The following is a 15,269-nucleotide window of genomic DNA, read 5'->3' on the forward strand; positions in this document are numbered from 1 at the left end:
GTCGCCGGTCGGCGCGGCCGCTGGGCGGTCAGAGGCCGACCGGCGGGGATCCGGCGGGCAACCCCGGCTTTTCGCGGACAACCGGCGCGATGATCCCGGCCCGAGGCCTGACGTAGACTCCCGCCGGTGGTGAGGGCTGGGAGGCTTTCGGTTGGTCGTGCGTGAACCGGCGTTGCCGGTGGATCCGAGGCTGCCGGGCGAGCCGTCGTTCGCCGAGGTGACCGCCGCGCGGACGTGGCTGGCGCGGCACGGGGTCGAAGTCGGGTTGCCCACCCGGCTGATCGCGCTGCGCGTCGGCACCCGTGAATGGCTCAGGCGGCCGACCGTGTTCGCCGTGCTGGTCGTCTGCTTGGTCTTCTGGCCCGGTTTGAGCGCGCCGCGGGAGCTGGAGCTGCTCCGGCCGTTGCTGGTCGGCGTGGTGCTGGCCGCGTTGTTCGTGATGCGGTGGCGGCAGGTGCAGACGCGCGAAGAGCTCGCCGAGGGCCTGGCCGGCACCGGCGCCCCGCCGCCGTGGAGTGCGGCGGCGCGGCAGGTCGGCTGGTGGTACCTGGCCGCGACGGTGATCACGTTCGGCGGGGGCGCCGTCCTGTGCGCCACGCAGTTCCTCGCCGAACCGGCCGCGCCCCTGGACGCCGGGTCCCGCACGCTCGGGCTGGCGGCCGGGGCCGGGGCGACGGCGCTGGTCCTCGGCCGGGTGCTGCGCGCGCCGGTCATCGCGGAGGACACCGCGTCGCGCGCGGTCGACGGCGTGCTGCGCGCCCAGGACGCCCACCGGTTCGCCCCGTCGGCCCTGTACTTCCTCGCCGTGTGGCCCGCCGGGATGGACCTGTCCCACCTCGGCGCGCAGGGCTGTTTCGCGTTGTCCTACCTCGTGCTCGCCGCCGGTACGCAGCTGATCGGCTGGCTGCGCTTCCGCCGCCGGTTCCGGCGGCTGCCCGCGGGTTACTACGGCGACGCGGACCGCTCGGTCAGTCCGCGGCGACACCGCGCGAGCGAAGGACCTCCCGCAACCGCGGGCCGAGGAACTCCGAGCCCACGACACGCCGCAGGTTCGGCAGCAGGGCGAGATCGTCGAGCGAGCTGACGTCGTACAGCTCGTCTTCACCGTCCCAGATCGGCGAGCACTCCTGGTACACCTGCAGCCCGCCGTCCATGACCAGCTTCTCCACGGTGGCCAGGAGCCCGGCGTCGATTTCGAGCGACTCGAAGTACCCGCGCGCCTCCGGGACCACCTGGTGGGCGAGCCCGCGCCGGTAGGTGTGCTCCCAGGTGTCCGTCACGCCCAGGACGTCGGCGATGCGGAACGCGGGCGTCAGCGTCTTGTCGGTGTACATCAGCTGCTCGACGACGATCAGCTTGAAATTGAAGTCGGTGAACGCGGTCATGGGGGCAATCTATGGGCTAACGTGGTCGGGCGAGCGACTTGAAACGTTTCATGTCCGCAAGGAGGCCGGCACGATGACAGGCTCCCCGGGATTGCGCGCGCTCCGGTCCGTGATCACCCTCGTGCTGGCCGCCGTAATGGCGGTGACGCTGTCCGCGCCCGCCGAGGCGCGCGCGTTCACCACGACCGTCACCAACTTCGACGCGCAGGGCCACCAGGTCGTCCGGTTCGACACCCGGGGCGACGCGGTCGACGCGCACGACGGCGAGATCGCCTTCTTCGGCGGCACGTACTACCTCTACGGCACCAGCTACGACTGCGGTTTCGCCTGGCAGGCAACGAGTTCGCCGTTCTGCGGCTTCAAGGTCTACACCTCGCCGGACCTGGTGCACTGGACCGACCGGGGCCGGCTGTTCGACGCCACCGGCGTCTGGCAGACCCGCTGCAACGGCGCCACCTACGGCTGCTTCCGGCCGCACGTCGGCTACGACGCGGCCACCCGCAAGTACGTGCTCTGGGTCAACGTCTACGACAACAGCGTCGGCTTCCGGGTCCTCACCGCCGCGAACCCGGCCGGGCCGTTCACCGAAGCCCCGGTGCCGACCCTCGCGGTCAACAACAACGCCCCGGCCGGCGGGGTCAACAACGGCGACCACGACGTCTTCGTCGACACCGACGGCGCCGCGTACCTCGCCTACACCGACTGGCGGGCAGGCGGTGACATCGTCGTGGAGCGCCTCGCCGCGGACTACCTGACCGGCACCGGCGGCTACGCCCGCCTCGGCCAGAGCCAGACCGAAGCACCCGCCCTCTTCAAGCGCGGCAGCGTCTACTACCTGACCTACTCCGACCCGAACTGCGGCTACTGCGCGGGCACCGGCACGTCGTACCGGACGGCGTCGAACCCGCTGGGGCCGTGGTCGGCGCCGGTGAAGATCAGCCCGGACTCCTGCGGCGGGCAGCCGGCGTTCGTCTCGGCGATCCCGACGACGTCGGGCACCGCCTACGTCTACGCCAGCGACCTCTGGAACAACGGGCAGCGCAACGAAGCCCTCGCGAACTACTACTGGGCGCCCCTCGAGTTCACCGCCACCGGCGCGATCGCCCCGATGACCTGCCGGAACTCCTTCACCCTGGACCTCGCCACCGGCTCGGCCGGGCACCAGGACCCGCCGCCCGGCGTGGACCAGGCCGACGGCGTCACCGGCTTCCGGACCTACTGCGACGTCGGTTCCGGCGTCGCCCGGTTTCAGACGTTCGTCCCGAGCCGCAGCGGCACGCTGACCGCCGTCTCATATACGACCTTCCAGGCCGGAAATCCCAACGCGGGCCTCGAAATCAGCGTCTACCAGGCGACGGACGCGTTCCAGCCGACCGGTGCCGCGCTGAACTCGGTCGTCGTGCCGGCGACGTCGATCGGGTGGTCCCCGCGCGAGGTCACGGTGGCGCCGGACATCGCCGTCACCGCCGGGAAACGCTACGGGCTGCTGGTCCGCTCGGCGACCACCACCGGCTGCTACGGCCTGGAGTACAACGACTCCAGCCCCTACCCGGGTGGCGGCGAGGCCTACAGCAACGACCACGGCTCGACGTTCCGCGCGGAGGCGGCCCGGTCCCTGAAGTTCTCCACCAGCGTCGGCTGAGCGTGAGAGAGCACCTCGGGAGAACGATGATCGCCTATGCTCGGTGGCGGCCACGTTCGTCCTGCACGGGAGAGAAACCGCATGCCGATCCACGACCTCGTCTTCCGGGGACGGCGCCTCACCAGTGACAACGCACTGGTGATGGCGATCGTCAACCGGACCCCGGACTCGTTCTACGACAACGGGGTGACGTTCGAGGAGGAGCGGGCGCAGGCGGCGATCGGCCGGGTGCTCGACGACGGCGCCGCCGTGATCGACATCGGCGGCGTGCCGGCCAGCCCGGGCCCCGAGGTCACCGTCAAGGAGGAGATCGCCCGGGTCGTGCCGACCGTGGCGTGGGCCCGCGAGCACTTCCCGGACGTCGTGATCAGCGTCGACACCTACCGCGCCGAGGTCGCCGACGCCGTGTGCCGGGCCGGCGCGGACCTGATCAACGACAACTGGGCCGCCTACGACGCCGAGATCCTGGACGTCGCCGCGGAGCACGGCGCGGGCTACATCTGCGCCCACACCGACGGCCTCGACCCGCGCACCGACCCGGTGAAGCCGGTGTACGACGACGTCGTCGCGTCGGTGATCGCCGACACGACCGAGCTCGCCGAGCGGGCGGTCGAGCGCGGCGTCCCGCGCGAAGGCATCATGATCGACCCCTGCATCGACTTCTCGAAGAACACCCACCAGTCGCTGGCCGTGCTGCGCAACGTCGACAAGCTGGTGGCCACCGGGTGGCCGGTGCTGATGGCGCTGTCCAACAAGGGCGTCGTCGGCGAGACGCTCGACGTCGGCATGGACGACCGGGTCACCGGGACGCTGGCCGCCACCGCGCTCGCGGCCGCGCACGGCGCCGCGATGTTCCGGGCGCACCAGGTCCGCGAGACGCGGCACGTGGTCGAGATGATCGCGAGCATCGTCGGCACCCGCCCGCCGAAGAACGCGGTGCGGTGGCTGTGAAACTCCAGCAGATCTGGCCCCCCGAGAGCGTCCGCGAAATCGGGCGGGACGACCTCGAAGCCCTCTACCGCTTCCCCGACGTCGCGAAGTGGCTGATCGTCAACTTCGTGTCGAGCACCGACGGCGCGATCACCGTCGCCGGCCGCTCGCTCCCGCTCTCGACCGAGCCCGACCGGGTCGTGTTCAAGCTGGGCAGCGACCTCGCCGACCTCGTCCTGCTTGGCGCCGGCACCGCGGTGATCGAGGAGTTCGACGGCGTGCACCCGGACGAGGAGACCGCGGACCGCCGCCGGCGGCACGGCCTCGAGCCGGTCCCGCCGATCGCCGTCGTCACCACCGGCCGCGGCCTGCCGCCCGACGCGCCGGTGATCACCCGCGCCGCCGTGCCGACCATCGTCATCACCAGCGAGCGGACGCCGGAGAACCAGCGGGACGCCTGGACGGCGGCGGGTGCCGAGGTGATCGTCGCGGGGGAGGAGACGGTCGCGCTCGACGTCGCCGTCGCCGCCCTGACCGAGCGCGGCTTCCGACGGATCGACTGCGAAGGCGGGCCCCGGCTGTTCGCGTCGCTGGCCGAGGCGGGCCTGGTCGACGAGTTCCGGCTGACGGTCGCGCCGTTCCTGGTGGCCGGGACGGCCGACCGCGCCGCCGTCGGCGGTGCCTTCGATCCGCTGAAGCTGGACCTCGACACCGTGCTCACCGACGGGTCGAGCCTGCTGACGCGTTACCTGGTGCCGTAAGGCCCTCCTCGCCGGTCCGCGTGCCCGCGACCTCGCGGACGGCCGCGGCGACCGCGCCGAAGTCCTTGCGCAGGATCGCGCCGTGGTTGCTGGTGACCTTTGCGCTCACCTCGATGTGCGGGTTGCGGGCGACCGCGGCGTCGAGGCCGGCGCGGATCCGCTCCTGCTCGTCGCCGCGGCTGCCCAGCGACGTCCCCGAGGCGACCACGAACCGCGTCGGGACGGTGATCGCGTCGAGCACCGGGCCCAGCTCGCGTTCGCGGGAGAGCACGCCGATCTCGATGTTGCTCTCGGCCTGCTGTTCGGCGCTCATCCGCGGGGCCAGGCCGGTGGGCCGCAGCACCGGCAGGAACCAGCTCATCCGCTTGAACAGCTTGCGGATCCGCTGCTCCATGGCGTCGTCGAGCCAGTCGTACGGGAAGGCGCCGTCGACCAGGACCGCGCCGATCGTGCGCGCCGGGTTCCGGGCGGCCCAGTGTGCGCCGACCAGCGCGCCGTAGGACCAGCCGACCAGCAGCGCCCGGTCCACACCCCGGGCGGCGAGCACGGCGTCGACGTCCCGGACGGCGACCTCGAAGGAGTAGTCGCCCGAGCGCTTCGACTTGCCGCGGGCCCGCTCGTCGTAGGTGATGTGCCGGAAGCCGTCGCCGAGTTCGGCGAGGACCCGGCGCCAGTAGCCCTGGGTGGCGAACTGGCCGTTGAGGTAGACCACGGGGATGCCGGGCCCGCCGGTGTCGGTGACGGCCAGGGCCGTGTCGTCGATCTCCACCATGCCGGACCAGGTCGTGCTGTTCTTTGTCATGGTGTGACTATCGGAGGCTCGCCTGACACGGCCCTGACGCCGTCCTGACACGGCGATCAGACCGCGGTGCCGCCCGTGACCGGCAGCACGACGCCCGTCACGAAGGACGCGCGGTCGCTCAGCAGCCAGGCGGCCGACTCCGCGATCTCCTCCGGTGCCGCCGCGCGGCCCAGGGGAGTGCCCGCGACGATCCGGTCCACGATGCCGGGGTCGTGGCGGTTCCACTCGTCGACCATCTCGGTGAGCGTCAGGCCCGGGGCGATCGCGTTGACCCGGATCCCGGCCGGCCCGTAGGTGACGGCGGCCGACTCGGTGATGCTGTTGACCGCGCGCTTGGCGGCGCCGTAGGCGGGCAGGGCCGGGTTGCCGATCAGGCTGCCGACGCTGCTGGTGTTGACGATCGCCCCGCCGCCGGTGCGCTGCATGGCCTCGACCTCGGCCGACACGGCGTAGAACACGCCCTTGAGGTTGACCTTCATGACGAGGTCGAAGTCGTCTTCGGGGAAGCCGGCGATCGGGTGCGGCGGGACTCCGACGGCGCCGTTGTTGAAGGCGATGTCGAGCCGGCCGTGCCGCTCGACGACGGTGTCCACCGCGCGTTCGATGCTCGCGACGTCACCCAGGTCGGCGACGACGTAGGACGCGCCGGGCAGGTCCTCGGCGAGGGTCTTCAGGTCCTTCTCGGTGCGGGCGGCGAGGACGACGGTCGCGCCCTCCGCGGTGAACAGGCGGGCGGCCGCCGCGCCGATGCCGCGGCTGGCTCCGGTGACGAGGGCGATCTTGCCGGACAACATTCCGTTCTGGGTCATGACTCCACCGTGCGACGCCGGCGCGCACCCTGGCAGGCCCTGGCTGTACCTGGCAGGACCGGCGCGTCCGGGAGATGCTCGGAGCATGGACAAGCACGCACTCGGCCGGTTCCTGCGGCTGCACCGCGAGCGGCTGACCCCGGCGACGGTCGGCCTGCCCGCGGCCGGGCCGCGTCGCACGCCGGGCCTGCGCCGCGAGGAAGTGGCGCAGCTGGCGCACATCTCCACCCAGTACTACACGCGGCTGGAGCAGGCCCGCGGCCCGCACCCGTCGCGGCACGTGCTCGCCGCGCTCGGCCGGGCGTTGCGGCTCAACGACGCCGAACGGGACCACCTCTACACCCTCGGCGGGCAGCTCGCGGAGCCGCCGGGGCCGTCGGCCGACGTCCCGGACCGGATCATGGACCTGATCGAGCGGCTGCCGGACACGGCCGCGATCGTGCTCGACGCGAAGTACGACGTCCTGGCCTGGAACCCCCTCGCGGCGGCGCTCCTGGAGGACTTTTCGGCCCAGCCCCGCCGCGAGCGGAACATGATCCGCCGCTACTTCCTGCACCCGGACGCGGCCCGCCGGCACTACGGCATCAGCGGCGGCGGCGACTTCGGGGTCTTCGCTGCCGGCCACCTGCGCGCGGCCGCCGCCCGCTATCCCGACGACCCCGCGACCCGGGGACTCATCCGCGATCTGCTGCGCGGCAGCCCCGAGTTCGCCGCCCTGTGGCCGAGCCCCGAGGTCTCCGACCAGCGGCACCTGGTCAAGACCGTCGACCACCCGCAGGTCGGGCCGATCACCCTGACCTGCGACATCCTCGTCGTGCCGGAACGCGACCAGCACGTCGTGCTGTTCACCGCCGACGCCGGCACCCCTGCCCACGACGCCCTGCGGCTGCTCTCGGTGGTCGGACTCCAGCAGCTGGGCTAGATCCGGGTGGCGATCAGCTGCCGCAGCTCGCCCTCGCCCAGCCCGCCCCAGATGCCGTGCGTCTCCCGCACCGCGACGGCGTGGTCGAGGCACTGCAGCCGCACCGGGCAGCTCGCGCAGATCTGCTTGGCGAGGTCTTCCCGGCGCTTGCGCGCCATCCCGCGTTCGTTGTCGCTGTGGAAGAACACGCCGGCGTCCATCCCCCGGCACGCCCCGTGCATCTGCCAATCCCAGTTCTCGCTGACGACCGCCGGAAGCCGGGACACTTCGGACACCGGGACCACATCCCCTCGAGTTTCGGGCCGCGAACCGGCCACCAAGCGGCGGTTACCCGGTATCCGCGCTGATCACCCACGCCGCCGCGAAGATCACCCACGTGTGCTACGCCACGGCCTGACTCGAGGGTTAAGCGAAGGGTTATTCGCTCGTTGCCCTGCGTGTCGTCCAGGCGGACCATCCGATCACCTGATCGACGGCGGAAGCGGGTACGCGTCATGCGGATCGAGTCCGACGGGCACAGCCGCGGCAATCCGCGGCTGTTCGAGCTCGTCGAGAACGCGCCGAAGGAAGGCCCGGGCCCGACCGTGCGGGCGTGGCCCCAGCTGATCGGTTTCCTCAAGGTGGCCGGGCAGCCGGTGGCCGGGCCGTGGCCGCCGCACCAGCGGCCGAGGAGGACGCCCTGCCGGTCGCCGTCCCGGACGAGGACTGACGCCGGTGTGCCCCACCCGGTTCTCCTACGAAGCCCCGCGCGACCTCGGCGAGGCGCTCGGCCTGCTGCGTGAGAGGCGGCCGACGATGGCCGCAGCGGCACCGCTCATCGCCGACCCGATCGTCCGCAACCGCGGCACGCTCGTCGGGTCGCTGTGCTACGCCGACCCGCAGGGCGATTGGGCGTCGGTGGTGCTCGCCCTGGACGGCTCGATCGTCGCGGCCGGCCCGGCCGGACGGCGCAGCATCCCGGCGCGGGACTTCGTGCTCGGCCCGTTGTCGGCGGCGCGACCATCGAGTGCGCCGACGCGGCCGCGGCCCTCGTGGGCGGTCCGCTGACCCCGGAGACGATCGAGAAGCGGCGGCGCTCGCCGCGGCGGACGCCCGGGCCGAAGTCCGACCACCGCGGCAGCGCGGGGTACAAGCGGCACATGGTGCACACCTTCGTGGTGCGCGCACGGGAAGGGACCACCCGATGAGCCTCGTCCACGAAGTCCGCACGAACCGGCCGCGGGCGTCCCCGAACGCCGGATCACGGTGACCGTAAACGGCCGCCGCAGGGTGATTGAGTGCGAGCCGCGGCTGCTGCTGCACACCTGCTGCGGCAGGGGTTGCGGCTCACCGGCACGCACATGGGCTGCGACACGACCAGCTGCGGCACCTGCACGGCGCTCGTCGACGGCACGCCGGTGAGGTCTGCACCCCCGGCATGATGCTCGCCGCGAAGGCGTTGCTGGACCGCGATCCCGATCCGTCCGAAGAGGACGTCCGCTGGGCGCTGTCGGGAACCGGGCGTTCGCGAACGCCGACCGGATCTCCAAGCTGCGCCCGCACTACCCGGTGGCCCGCCCGGCCTCGGGCACCCGCCGTTCCCGCCTGCACGACGCGGTCGGCTTCGCGCCACGTTGAGCCGTTTTGCCCTTTTCGTGCGGGACCCGCTGGTAGCGTCCAGGCGATGCGGGTGTGGTGGTGCGGCTTGGTCCTGACGGCGGGAGTGATCCTGGCCGCGTGCGGCAGCGGCCGGTCGGGCAACGGTCAGGTGGTGCCACCGTCGACGACCGTGGTCCGGTCCACTTCGGAGTCCCCGATGACGACGACCACCCCGCCGGTGTCACCGACGACGGCGCCGGACGACCCGACCACGCGGGCCCACACGACGACGGTGACCACGAAGAAGACGACCACACACCGCCGCACGACCACCCGCCGCAGACCGGGTTAGGGAGCATCGCGATCCGGGCACGGTTTCCGTGATCCGGTAACTTCCGGGGCGAACCGGGCGACCTCGCAACTGTGAAGGCACGGTTCCCGGCAACGCTGCTCACGGCCGCCGTTCTGGCGGCCGGCTGCAACGCAGCTCCGGCGACCGTCCGGGCACCCGTGGCGCCGCCCACCTCCACGACCGTCGTGACGGTGCAGCAGACGCCGGCCGCGACAACGATCACGCTGCCGCCGACCTCGGTGCCGGTCACGACCTCACCGCCGAAGGCGACGGCCAAAGCGCCGGTCCGGAAGGCCACACCGACCCGCAGGGCGCCGCAGTACGGCTATCAGTGCCGGGACGGCGACGAGGCGAAGTACGAAGTCTGCGCGGGGCACAAAGCCTGGGTGGACGGCCAGCGGGAGTTCACCGACTGCCTCGACGGCGGCGGCACCTGGGACGTCGACACCCAGCGTCGTGTGCGCCCCTGAGGAGGCTCAGTCGGTGTCCGCCGCCTCTTCGGCGTCCCCTTCGCCGCCGTCCTCGACGGCTTCCACCTTGTCCGGGGTCGCGTCGGCGATGCCGGTGTGTTCCGCCTGCTCGGCGGCCTCCTTGGCTTCCTTGATGCTTTCCCGGACCTCGGCGAGCTGTGCTTCGCCCGCGGGTTGATCGGTCACGACGACTCCTCGGTCGGTAGTGGGGCTCAACGGCCCCTGAGCTGCGGTTTCGCCAGCCCCAGCGCGGCGCAGACGATCAGGACCACCGCCAGCACCGCCACGATGATCTCCAGGGCCGGCATCCGCGCGGCGGACATCGACAGCGTGACGATGCTCGACACCAGCAGCAGGACGCCGGCCGCCATGCTGAGCCAGCAGAGCGGCGTGGTCCGCGGGATGACGTGCCAGCGTGTGGCCATCGAACCTCCTCGGTCGGGTCTTCGCGGTGAGTTGCCCCGAACCCCCGGTGATCAAACCGGTGGGAATCCGACGTCACCCGAGTTGTCGCGAAACCGCCGCCCGCTCGGCACGTTCGTTGGGCAGTTCGCCGGCTGGCGGACGGCGTTCCTCCTGCTCGCCCTGCCGAGCCTGGCCGCCACCCGGGCGGCCGTCCTCAAGAACCTGCTCCGCCGCCCGGGAGTCCGAAGTGGACTCGTGGTGACGTTCCTCGTCGCCGCGGCCGCCGGGCTGCTGCCGTTCGCCGGCCCGGCCGGCGGGTTCGTGCTGCTCATCGGGTGGGGGCTGGGCTACGGCGCGGTGCCCTGGTCGCGGCGGTGACGGTTCAGGGCACGCGGCGCACCGTCGCCCCGGCCCGCAGCGCGCGTGGGATCTCGGCGACGGCGTCGACCGCCGCCAGCAGCCGGTCCAGGTCCGCAGCCGGCGCGGGGGAGTCCAGCTCGACCCGGTAGCTGATCCCGGTGGACGTCCAGGTGCGCGGGTCGAATCCGCCGCCGGCCGTCACGCGGACACCGGTCAGCTCGATGCCCAGGGGTTCCGCCTCGCGGTACAGGTCGTTGAGGACGCACCCCGCCGCCGCGAGGTTCAGCAGGTGACCGCCGGTGAAGTCGGTCTCGACGCTCACGCCCGCGGTCGTCCACCGGTGCGGGAACGTCACCCCGCTGACGCTGCGCAGCGAACCCGCTCCCGCGACGACCTCGAACGCCGGTGTCACTGGCTGTGCCCGATCCATTCGTCCTCCCAGGCGTGTTCGTACCGTTCGCGGTTGCAGCGCGGCCGGTACACCGCCGTCAGCTCGCGGACGATCTGCTCGCGGTGCGACCGCAGCCCGCCCGGCGGATCGTACGTGCAGATGTGCACTTTCCACCGCGAACCCGCGCGGGCGATCCAGCACGGCGCCCGCGGGTGCCGGAACGGGAGGCCCGCGGCGGCGACGTCGTCGGCCTGCCAGACGTAGATCACGGCGTAGCGGTCCGGGCGGGCTTCGGCGTCGGGGGCGGCACAGGATCGTGTAGACGGCCGGGGCCGCGGGCGGGTCCAGTCGCCGAGCAGCCGGGGGCCCTCGAACGGGTAACCCGCCGCCGTGCCGAGGCGGATCACGAACGTTCCAGCGAGGGCAGCAGCGCCGCGAGCTCCTCGAGCCCGCGCAGGTCCTGGCCGGACACCAGGACGTCGACGTGCGGCCGCACCACGCTCATGCCGAGCGCGCCGGTCCCGCGGTGCGGGTTCGTCCACACGAGACGGTGGCACAGCCGCTCCACCGCGCGCCAGGACGTCCGGGTCGCCGCGGTCGAGACCGTCGGAGCAGACGACGACGATGCCGCCGCGGCACCGGCCGCGACGGCCCCAGGTGCGGACGAACTCGGCCAGCGACGCGCCGATCCGCGTGCCGCCGTCCCAGTCGAAGACGGCTTTCGCGGCGCGGTCGAGGGCCTCGTCGACGTCGCGGGTGCGCAGCTCGTCGGTGATCCGCGACAGCCGCGTGCCGAAGCAGAACACTTCGACGTGCGTGGTCGCGCGGCCCGCCGAGTAAGCGAACTGCAGCAGGGCTCGCGAGTAGTCGGCCATCGCCGAGCGTCGAAGGCGGGCAGGGTCTCGACAGCGTGCCGATCTTCCGCGACTCCCTGGTGGCGGTCGGGTTCCCGCACGGACGGCACCAGGGCAGCCCGGCGCACTGGCCGTGGCTGCTCGACCCGGCGGGCGCCGACCCGGGCAGCGACACCGGCCGGCTGCTGCGTGCTCTCGGCGTCGCGGACGACGCGATCCAGGTGTTCCCCAACCAGACGGCGGCCTGGTCGGCCGCGGCCAGCGGCGGGGGAGTGTCGGTCGCGCTGGAACACTTGGTCGCGCCGCAGTTGCGGCGCAAGGAGCTGACGGTGGTCCCGACCCGCGCGACCCCGGTGCCGGCGTGCTGGTTCGTGACGACGTTGCCGACGGATCGCCGCACGGGCGTGGCCAACTCGCTGCGGCACTTCCTGGGCACGCCGGGGGCGATGCACGTGATGCGGGCGCCGGGCAGTGGCGTGCCGCCGTCCCGCTTCCGGCCGCCGGTCTACGTGACGATCTGGAGCTGACGGCGTTCCGCTCGCCGGAACACCGGGCTGTCCCACGGGCCCGGCCCGGTGCGACGGTCGGAGCATGGCTCCCGTGATGGCGGCGATCGTCGGCCCCGGCAACATCGGCACCGATCTGCTGGCGAAGCTGCGACGCAGCGAGGTTATCGAAGTCGGTTACGTCGTCGGCGTGGTCGAGTCCGACGGGCTCGAACGCGCTCGCGCGCAAGGGATCGCGGCGTCCGCCGAGGGCGTCGACTGGCTGCTGCGCCAGGACCTGTTGCCCCAGCTGGTGTTCGAGGCGACGTCGGCGAAGGCGCACGCCGCCAACGCGCCGCGCTACGAGGCCGCCGGCATCCAGGCGATCGACTTGACCCCGGCGCACCTCGGCCCGATGGTGTGCCCGCCGGTCAACCTCGGGGCGCACCTCGACGCCCCGAACGTCTCGATGATCACCTGCGGCGGCCAGGCCACGATTCCCATGGTGCACGCGGTTTCCCGGGTGACGCCGGTGCCGTACGCGGAGATCGTGGCGTCGGTCGCCTCGCGCGGCGCGGGCCCCGGGACACGGGCCAACATCGACGAATTCACCCGCACGACGTCGGGCGCGGTGGCCGAGATCGGCGGCGCCGGGCGTGGCAAGGCGATCATCATCCTCAACCCGGTCGAGCCGCCGATGATCATGCGGGACACGGTGTTCTGCGCGATCGGGATCGACGCGGACCGCGACGCGATCACCGCGTCGATCCACGCGATGGCCGACGAGGTCCGCGAGTACGTCCCCGGGTACTCGCTGCGCGCCGACCCGCAGTTCGACGACGCGCGCGAGGAGTGGGACGGCCACGCGCGCGTCGGGATCTTCCTGGAGGTCCGCGGCAACGGCGACTACCTGCCGGAGTACGCCGGGAACCTCGACATCATGACCGCCGCGGCCGCCCGGGTCGGCGAGCTGATGGCCCGCGCGAAGCAGGAGGTCCTGGCATGAGCCGTCCCGAGTTGAAGCACGACGTCCGGATCGTCGACACCACGCTGCGCGACGGCAGTCACGCCATGGCGCACCGCTTCACCGAGCAGCAGGTCCGCGACACGGTGCGCGCGCTGGACCGCGCCGGCGTCGAGGTGATCGAGGTGACCCACGGCGACGGCCTCGGCGGATCGTCGTTCACGTACGGGTTTTCCGCCGTCGACGAACTGAAACTGATCGCCGCGGCGCGCGAAGAGGCGAAGCAGGCGAAGATCGCGGTGCTGCTGGTGCCCGGCATCGGCACCGCCGAAGACTTGCGGCGCGCGTCCGACGCGGGCGCGGAGATGGTCCGCGTCGCGACGCACTGCACGGAGGCGGACGTCTCGCCGCAGCACTTCGGCCTGGCGCGGGAACTGGGCATGGAGACGGCCGGGTTCCTGATGATGGCGCACCGCACGCCGCCGGAGGACCTGGCGAAGCAGGCCCGGATCATGGTGGACGCGGGCTGCCAGGCGGCGTACGTCACCGACTCGGCCGGCGCGCTGCTGATGCACGAAGCCCGCGCCCGGTTCGAGGCGCTGGTCGCCGAGGTCGGCGACGAGGCCTGGGTCGGCTACCACGGCCACCAGAACATCTCCCTCGGCGTGGCGAACTCCGTGCTGGCCTACGAAGCCGGGGTCCGCTACATCGACGGGTCGTTGTGCGCCCTCGGTGCCGGCGCGGGCAACTCGCCGACCGAGGTGCTCGCGGCGGTGTTCGACCGCCTGGAGGTCGACACCGGCCTGGACGTCGGCGGGCTGCTGGACGCCGCCGAGGAGATCGTCCGCCCGTACCTGCAGCGCTGGCCGAAGATGGACCGCAACGCGATCGTCCAGGGCTGGGCCGGGGTGTACTCGAGCTTCCTGCTGCACGCCGAGCGCGCGGCGGAGCGGTACGGCGTGCCGGCGCAGGCGATCCTGCGGAGGTGTGGGGAACTCGCGTTGGTGGGCGGGCAGGAGGACATGATCATCGACGTCGCCGTGCAGCTGGCCGCCGAGGGACCCGGGTGAGAGGTTTCAGCGGGCGAAGTCCCGAGGAGACATGACTGCTCTCCTCGGCCCCGGCTGGGCACCCGTTCGCTGGGGCCCGGCCGGGCTGTCACCCACCGCGTGGCCGTTCACCGCGATGTCGGTCACCCGGCGAACCGGTCCAGGGCGCCGAGCGTCCAGGCGCGCTTCACCGGGCTGCCTCGGTGCCCCGACCCGTCGTCGATCAGCAGTTCCGCTCCCGGCCACGCCTGCGCCAGCTCCCACGCCGTCGTGACCGGGCAGCTCAGGTCGAGGCGGCCGTGGACCAGCACACCCGGGATGTCCGCCAACAGCCCGGCATCGCGGATCACCGCGCCTTCCTCGAGCCAGCCCGCGTTCGCGTAGTAGTGGGCCGTCAGCCGCACGAACGCGCGCGTCGCGGCGTCCGGCGGTCCACTGTGGACGCGAGGCGTCGCGCCCGGCTCCAGGGACAGCACGGTGTCCTCCCACTCCCGCCAGGCGAGAGTCGCGCGTTCCCGTCGGGCGGGGTCGTCCAGCAGCCGGACGTAGTCGGCCACGACGTCGGCGGATCCGCCGCTGAACCGTTGCCACGCCTCCGGGAAGAACCGGCCGACCCCGCGGTAGAGCCAGTCGATCTCCGACCGCCGTGTCGTGCTGATCGCGCTGAGCACGATCTCCGACACCCGGTGCGGGTACCGCTGCGCGTAGACCAGCGCGAGTGTCGTGCCCCACGAGCCGCCCGTCAGCAGCCAGCGCTCGATGCCGAGGTGCTCGCGCAGCCGTTCCAGGTCGGCGACGAGGTGGTCGGTGGTGTTGTGTTCCAGCGACGTCGCGGGATCGGCGGCGTGGGGGAGGCTGCGGCCGCAGCCGCGCTGGTCGAGCAGCACCGCGCGGTAGCGGGCCGGGTCGAACACCCGCCGCATCCCCGGTGCGCAGCCCTGGCCGGGGCCGCCGTGCAGCATGACCGCCGGCTTGCCGTCCGGGTTGCCGCAGGTCTCCCAGTACACGCGGTGCCCGTCGCCGACGTCGAGCAGGCCGTGGTCGTACGGCTCGATCGGCGGGTACAGCTCGGTCGTCAACGCGCCCCCCGTGTCCTCTTCTGGTCACTGT

Annotated in this window: 22 protein-coding genes and 1 pseudogene; 13 read left to right on the top strand and 10 right to left on the bottom strand. The window is 72.5% G+C overall.

The window, feature by feature from the left end; all coding sequences use genetic code 11:
- Positions 1–151: 151 nt before the first annotated feature.
- Positions 152–1,084 carry a hypothetical protein gene (locus OHS18_RS02705; protein WP_328615782.1) on the top strand — a complete coding sequence of 311 codons (933 nt, stop codon included), beginning with the start codon at positions 152–154 and terminating at the stop codon, positions 1,082–1,084.
- Here the strand turns inward: OHS18_RS02705 and OHS18_RS02710 are convergent.
- The gene (locus tag OHS18_RS02710) at positions 969–1,385 is read right to left on the bottom strand and encodes a DUF6892 domain-containing protein (protein ID WP_328456434.1); all 417 of its coding nucleotides are present in this window, start codon (positions 1,383–1,385) and stop codon (positions 969–971) included. The genes OHS18_RS02705 and OHS18_RS02710 overlap by 116 nt on opposite strands.
- Before the next feature lie 73 nt (positions 1,386–1,458).
- On the opposite strand from OHS18_RS02710, the gene OHS18_RS02715 reads away from it, so the two are divergent.
- The 3 genes from OHS18_RS02715 (at position 1,459) to OHS18_RS02725 (ending at position 4,718) form a co-directional block, all read left to right on the top strand.
- Entirely contained in the window at positions 1,459–3,027 is a 1,569-nt protein-coding gene (locus tag OHS18_RS02715; RefSeq protein WP_328615783.1) for a family 43 glycosylhydrolase, read from the top strand.
- Positions 3,028–3,108: 81 nt separating this feature from the next.
- Positions 3,109–3,978, top strand: a complete 870-nt coding sequence (gene folP, locus OHS18_RS02720) for a dihydropteroate synthase (protein WP_328456430.1) — start codon at positions 3,109–3,111, stop codon at positions 3,976–3,978.
- The gene (locus OHS18_RS02725; RefSeq protein ID WP_328618718.1) at positions 3,975–4,718 is read left to right on the top strand and encodes a pyrimidine reductase family protein; all 744 of its coding nucleotides are present in this window, start codon (positions 3,975–3,977) and stop codon (positions 4,716–4,718) included. The genes folP and OHS18_RS02725 overlap by 4 nt, the downstream gene beginning before the upstream one ends.
- On the opposite strand, the gene OHS18_RS02730 is transcribed toward OHS18_RS02725, so the two are convergent.
- Both OHS18_RS02730 and OHS18_RS02735 read right to left on the bottom strand, forming a co-directional pair.
- Positions 4,675–5,520 carry an alpha/beta fold hydrolase gene (locus OHS18_RS02730; protein ID WP_328615784.1) on the bottom strand — a complete coding sequence of 282 codons (846 nt, stop codon included), beginning with the start codon at positions 5,518–5,520 and terminating at the stop codon, positions 4,675–4,677. The two genes, OHS18_RS02725 and OHS18_RS02730, sit on opposite strands and share 44 nt — an antisense overlap.
- Before the next feature lie 56 nt (positions 5,521–5,576).
- Entirely contained in the window at positions 5,577–6,329 is a 753-nt protein-coding gene (locus tag OHS18_RS02735) for an SDR family NAD(P)-dependent oxidoreductase (RefSeq protein WP_328615785.1), read from the bottom strand.
- A gap of 85 nt (positions 6,330–6,414) precedes the next feature.
- Here OHS18_RS02735 and OHS18_RS02740 point away from each other — a divergent pair, with 85 nt between their 5' ends.
- Positions 6,415–7,251 carry a helix-turn-helix transcriptional regulator gene (locus OHS18_RS02740; RefSeq protein ID WP_328615786.1) on the top strand — a complete coding sequence of 279 codons (837 nt, stop codon included), beginning with the start codon at positions 6,415–6,417 and terminating at the stop codon, positions 7,249–7,251.
- Here the strand turns inward: OHS18_RS02740 and OHS18_RS02745 are convergent.
- On the bottom strand, positions 7,248–7,526 hold the full coding sequence (locus OHS18_RS02745) for a WhiB family transcriptional regulator (protein WP_328456422.1): 279 nt from the start codon (positions 7,524–7,526) through the stop codon (positions 7,248–7,250). The genes OHS18_RS02740 and OHS18_RS02745 overlap by 4 nt on opposite strands.
- Before the next feature lie 439 nt (positions 7,527–7,965).
- Between OHS18_RS02745 and OHS18_RS02750 the strand changes: the two genes are divergently transcribed.
- From OHS18_RS02750 to OHS18_RS02755, 3 genes are all read left to right on the top strand, one after another.
- Positions 7,966–8,298: an FAD binding domain-containing protein gene (locus OHS18_RS02750; protein WP_328456420.1), complete on the top strand. Its 333-nt coding sequence runs from the start codon at positions 7,966–7,968 to the stop codon at positions 8,296–8,298.
- Complete coding sequence (locus OHS18_RS48500) at positions 8,283–8,438, top strand: hypothetical protein (protein WP_442875336.1); 156 nt, start codon at positions 8,283–8,285, stop codon at positions 8,436–8,438. The genes OHS18_RS02750 and OHS18_RS48500 overlap by 16 nt, the downstream gene beginning before the upstream one ends.
- 90 nt (positions 8,439–8,528) lie before the next feature.
- On the top strand, positions 8,529–8,672 hold the full coding sequence (locus OHS18_RS02755) for a 2Fe-2S iron-sulfur cluster-binding protein (RefSeq protein ID WP_328456418.1): 144 nt from the start codon (positions 8,529–8,531) through the stop codon (positions 8,670–8,672).
- A gap of 322 nt (positions 8,673–8,994) precedes the next feature.
- Here the strand turns inward: OHS18_RS02755 and OHS18_RS02760 are convergent, their stop codons facing one another.
- A complete protein-coding gene (locus tag OHS18_RS02760; RefSeq protein WP_328615787.1) occupies positions 8,995–9,156 on the bottom strand; it encodes a hypothetical protein in 162 nt (53 codons plus the stop codon).
- Positions 9,157–9,252: 96 nt separating this feature from the next.
- Here OHS18_RS02760 and OHS18_RS02765 point away from each other — a divergent pair, with 96 nt between their 5' ends.
- Entirely contained in the window at positions 9,253–9,651 is a 399-nt protein-coding gene (locus OHS18_RS02765; protein WP_328615788.1) for a hypothetical protein, read from the top strand.
- Positions 9,652–9,657: 6 nt separating this feature from the next.
- Here OHS18_RS02765 and OHS18_RS02770 read toward each other — a convergent pair whose 3' ends face one another.
- Together OHS18_RS02770 and OHS18_RS02775 are read right to left on the bottom strand one after the other, a co-directional pair.
- Complete coding sequence (locus OHS18_RS02770) at positions 9,658–9,837, bottom strand: hypothetical protein (RefSeq protein WP_247052670.1); 180 nt, start codon at positions 9,835–9,837, stop codon at positions 9,658–9,660.
- A 26-nt stretch (positions 9,838–9,863) separates the two neighbouring features.
- Complete coding sequence (locus tag OHS18_RS02775) at positions 9,864–10,076, bottom strand: hypothetical protein (RefSeq protein ID WP_328615789.1); 213 nt, start codon at positions 10,074–10,076, stop codon at positions 9,864–9,866.
- An 82-nt stretch (positions 10,077–10,158) separates the two neighbouring features.
- On the opposite strand from OHS18_RS02775, the gene OHS18_RS02780 reads away from it, so the two are divergent.
- Positions 10,159–10,434, top strand: coding sequence for a hypothetical protein (locus OHS18_RS02780; protein ID WP_328615790.1), 276 nt, complete (start codon positions 10,159–10,161; stop codon positions 10,432–10,434).
- Positions 10,435–10,438: 4 nt separating this feature from the next.
- On the opposite strand, the gene OHS18_RS02785 is transcribed toward OHS18_RS02780, so the two are convergent.
- Positions 10,439–10,846, bottom strand: coding sequence for an OsmC family protein (locus OHS18_RS02785; protein WP_328456407.1), 408 nt, complete (start codon positions 10,844–10,846; stop codon positions 10,439–10,441).
- Positions 10,825–11,682 carry a VWA domain-containing protein gene (locus tag OHS18_RS02790; protein ID WP_328615791.1) on the bottom strand — a complete coding sequence of 286 codons (858 nt, stop codon included), beginning with the start codon at positions 11,680–11,682 and terminating at the stop codon, positions 10,825–10,827. The genes OHS18_RS02785 and OHS18_RS02790 overlap by 22 nt, the downstream gene beginning before the upstream one ends.
- A gap of 29 nt (positions 11,683–11,711) precedes the next feature.
- Between OHS18_RS02790 and OHS18_RS02795 the strand changes: the two are divergent.
- The 3 genes and pseudogenes from OHS18_RS02795 to dmpG form a co-directional block, all read left to right on the top strand.
- Positions 11,712–12,188: pseudogene (locus OHS18_RS02795) on the top strand (LysR substrate-binding domain-containing protein); the annotation flags it as partial.
- Positions 12,189–12,252: 64 nt separating this feature from the next.
- Entirely contained in the window at positions 12,253–13,152 is a 900-nt protein-coding gene (locus tag OHS18_RS02800; protein WP_328615792.1) for an acetaldehyde dehydrogenase (acetylating), read from the top strand.
- Positions 13,149–14,180, top strand: coding sequence for a 4-hydroxy-2-oxovalerate aldolase (gene dmpG, locus OHS18_RS02805; RefSeq protein WP_328615793.1), 1,032 nt, complete (start codon positions 13,149–13,151; stop codon positions 14,178–14,180). The genes OHS18_RS02800 and dmpG overlap by 4 nt, the downstream gene beginning before the upstream one ends.
- Positions 14,181–14,302: 122 nt before the next feature.
- Here dmpG and pip read toward each other — a convergent pair whose 3' ends face one another.
- The gene (gene pip, locus OHS18_RS02810) at positions 14,303–15,238 is read right to left on the bottom strand and encodes a prolyl aminopeptidase (RefSeq protein ID WP_328456399.1); all 936 of its coding nucleotides are present in this window, start codon (positions 15,236–15,238) and stop codon (positions 14,303–14,305) included.
- Positions 15,239–15,269: the final 31 nt, after the last annotated feature.

Origin of the sequence: Amycolatopsis sp. NBC_00355 (assembly GCF_036104975.1) — a bacterium.
Taxonomy (GTDB): Bacteria; Actinomycetota; Actinomycetes; order Mycobacteriales; family Pseudonocardiaceae; genus Amycolatopsis.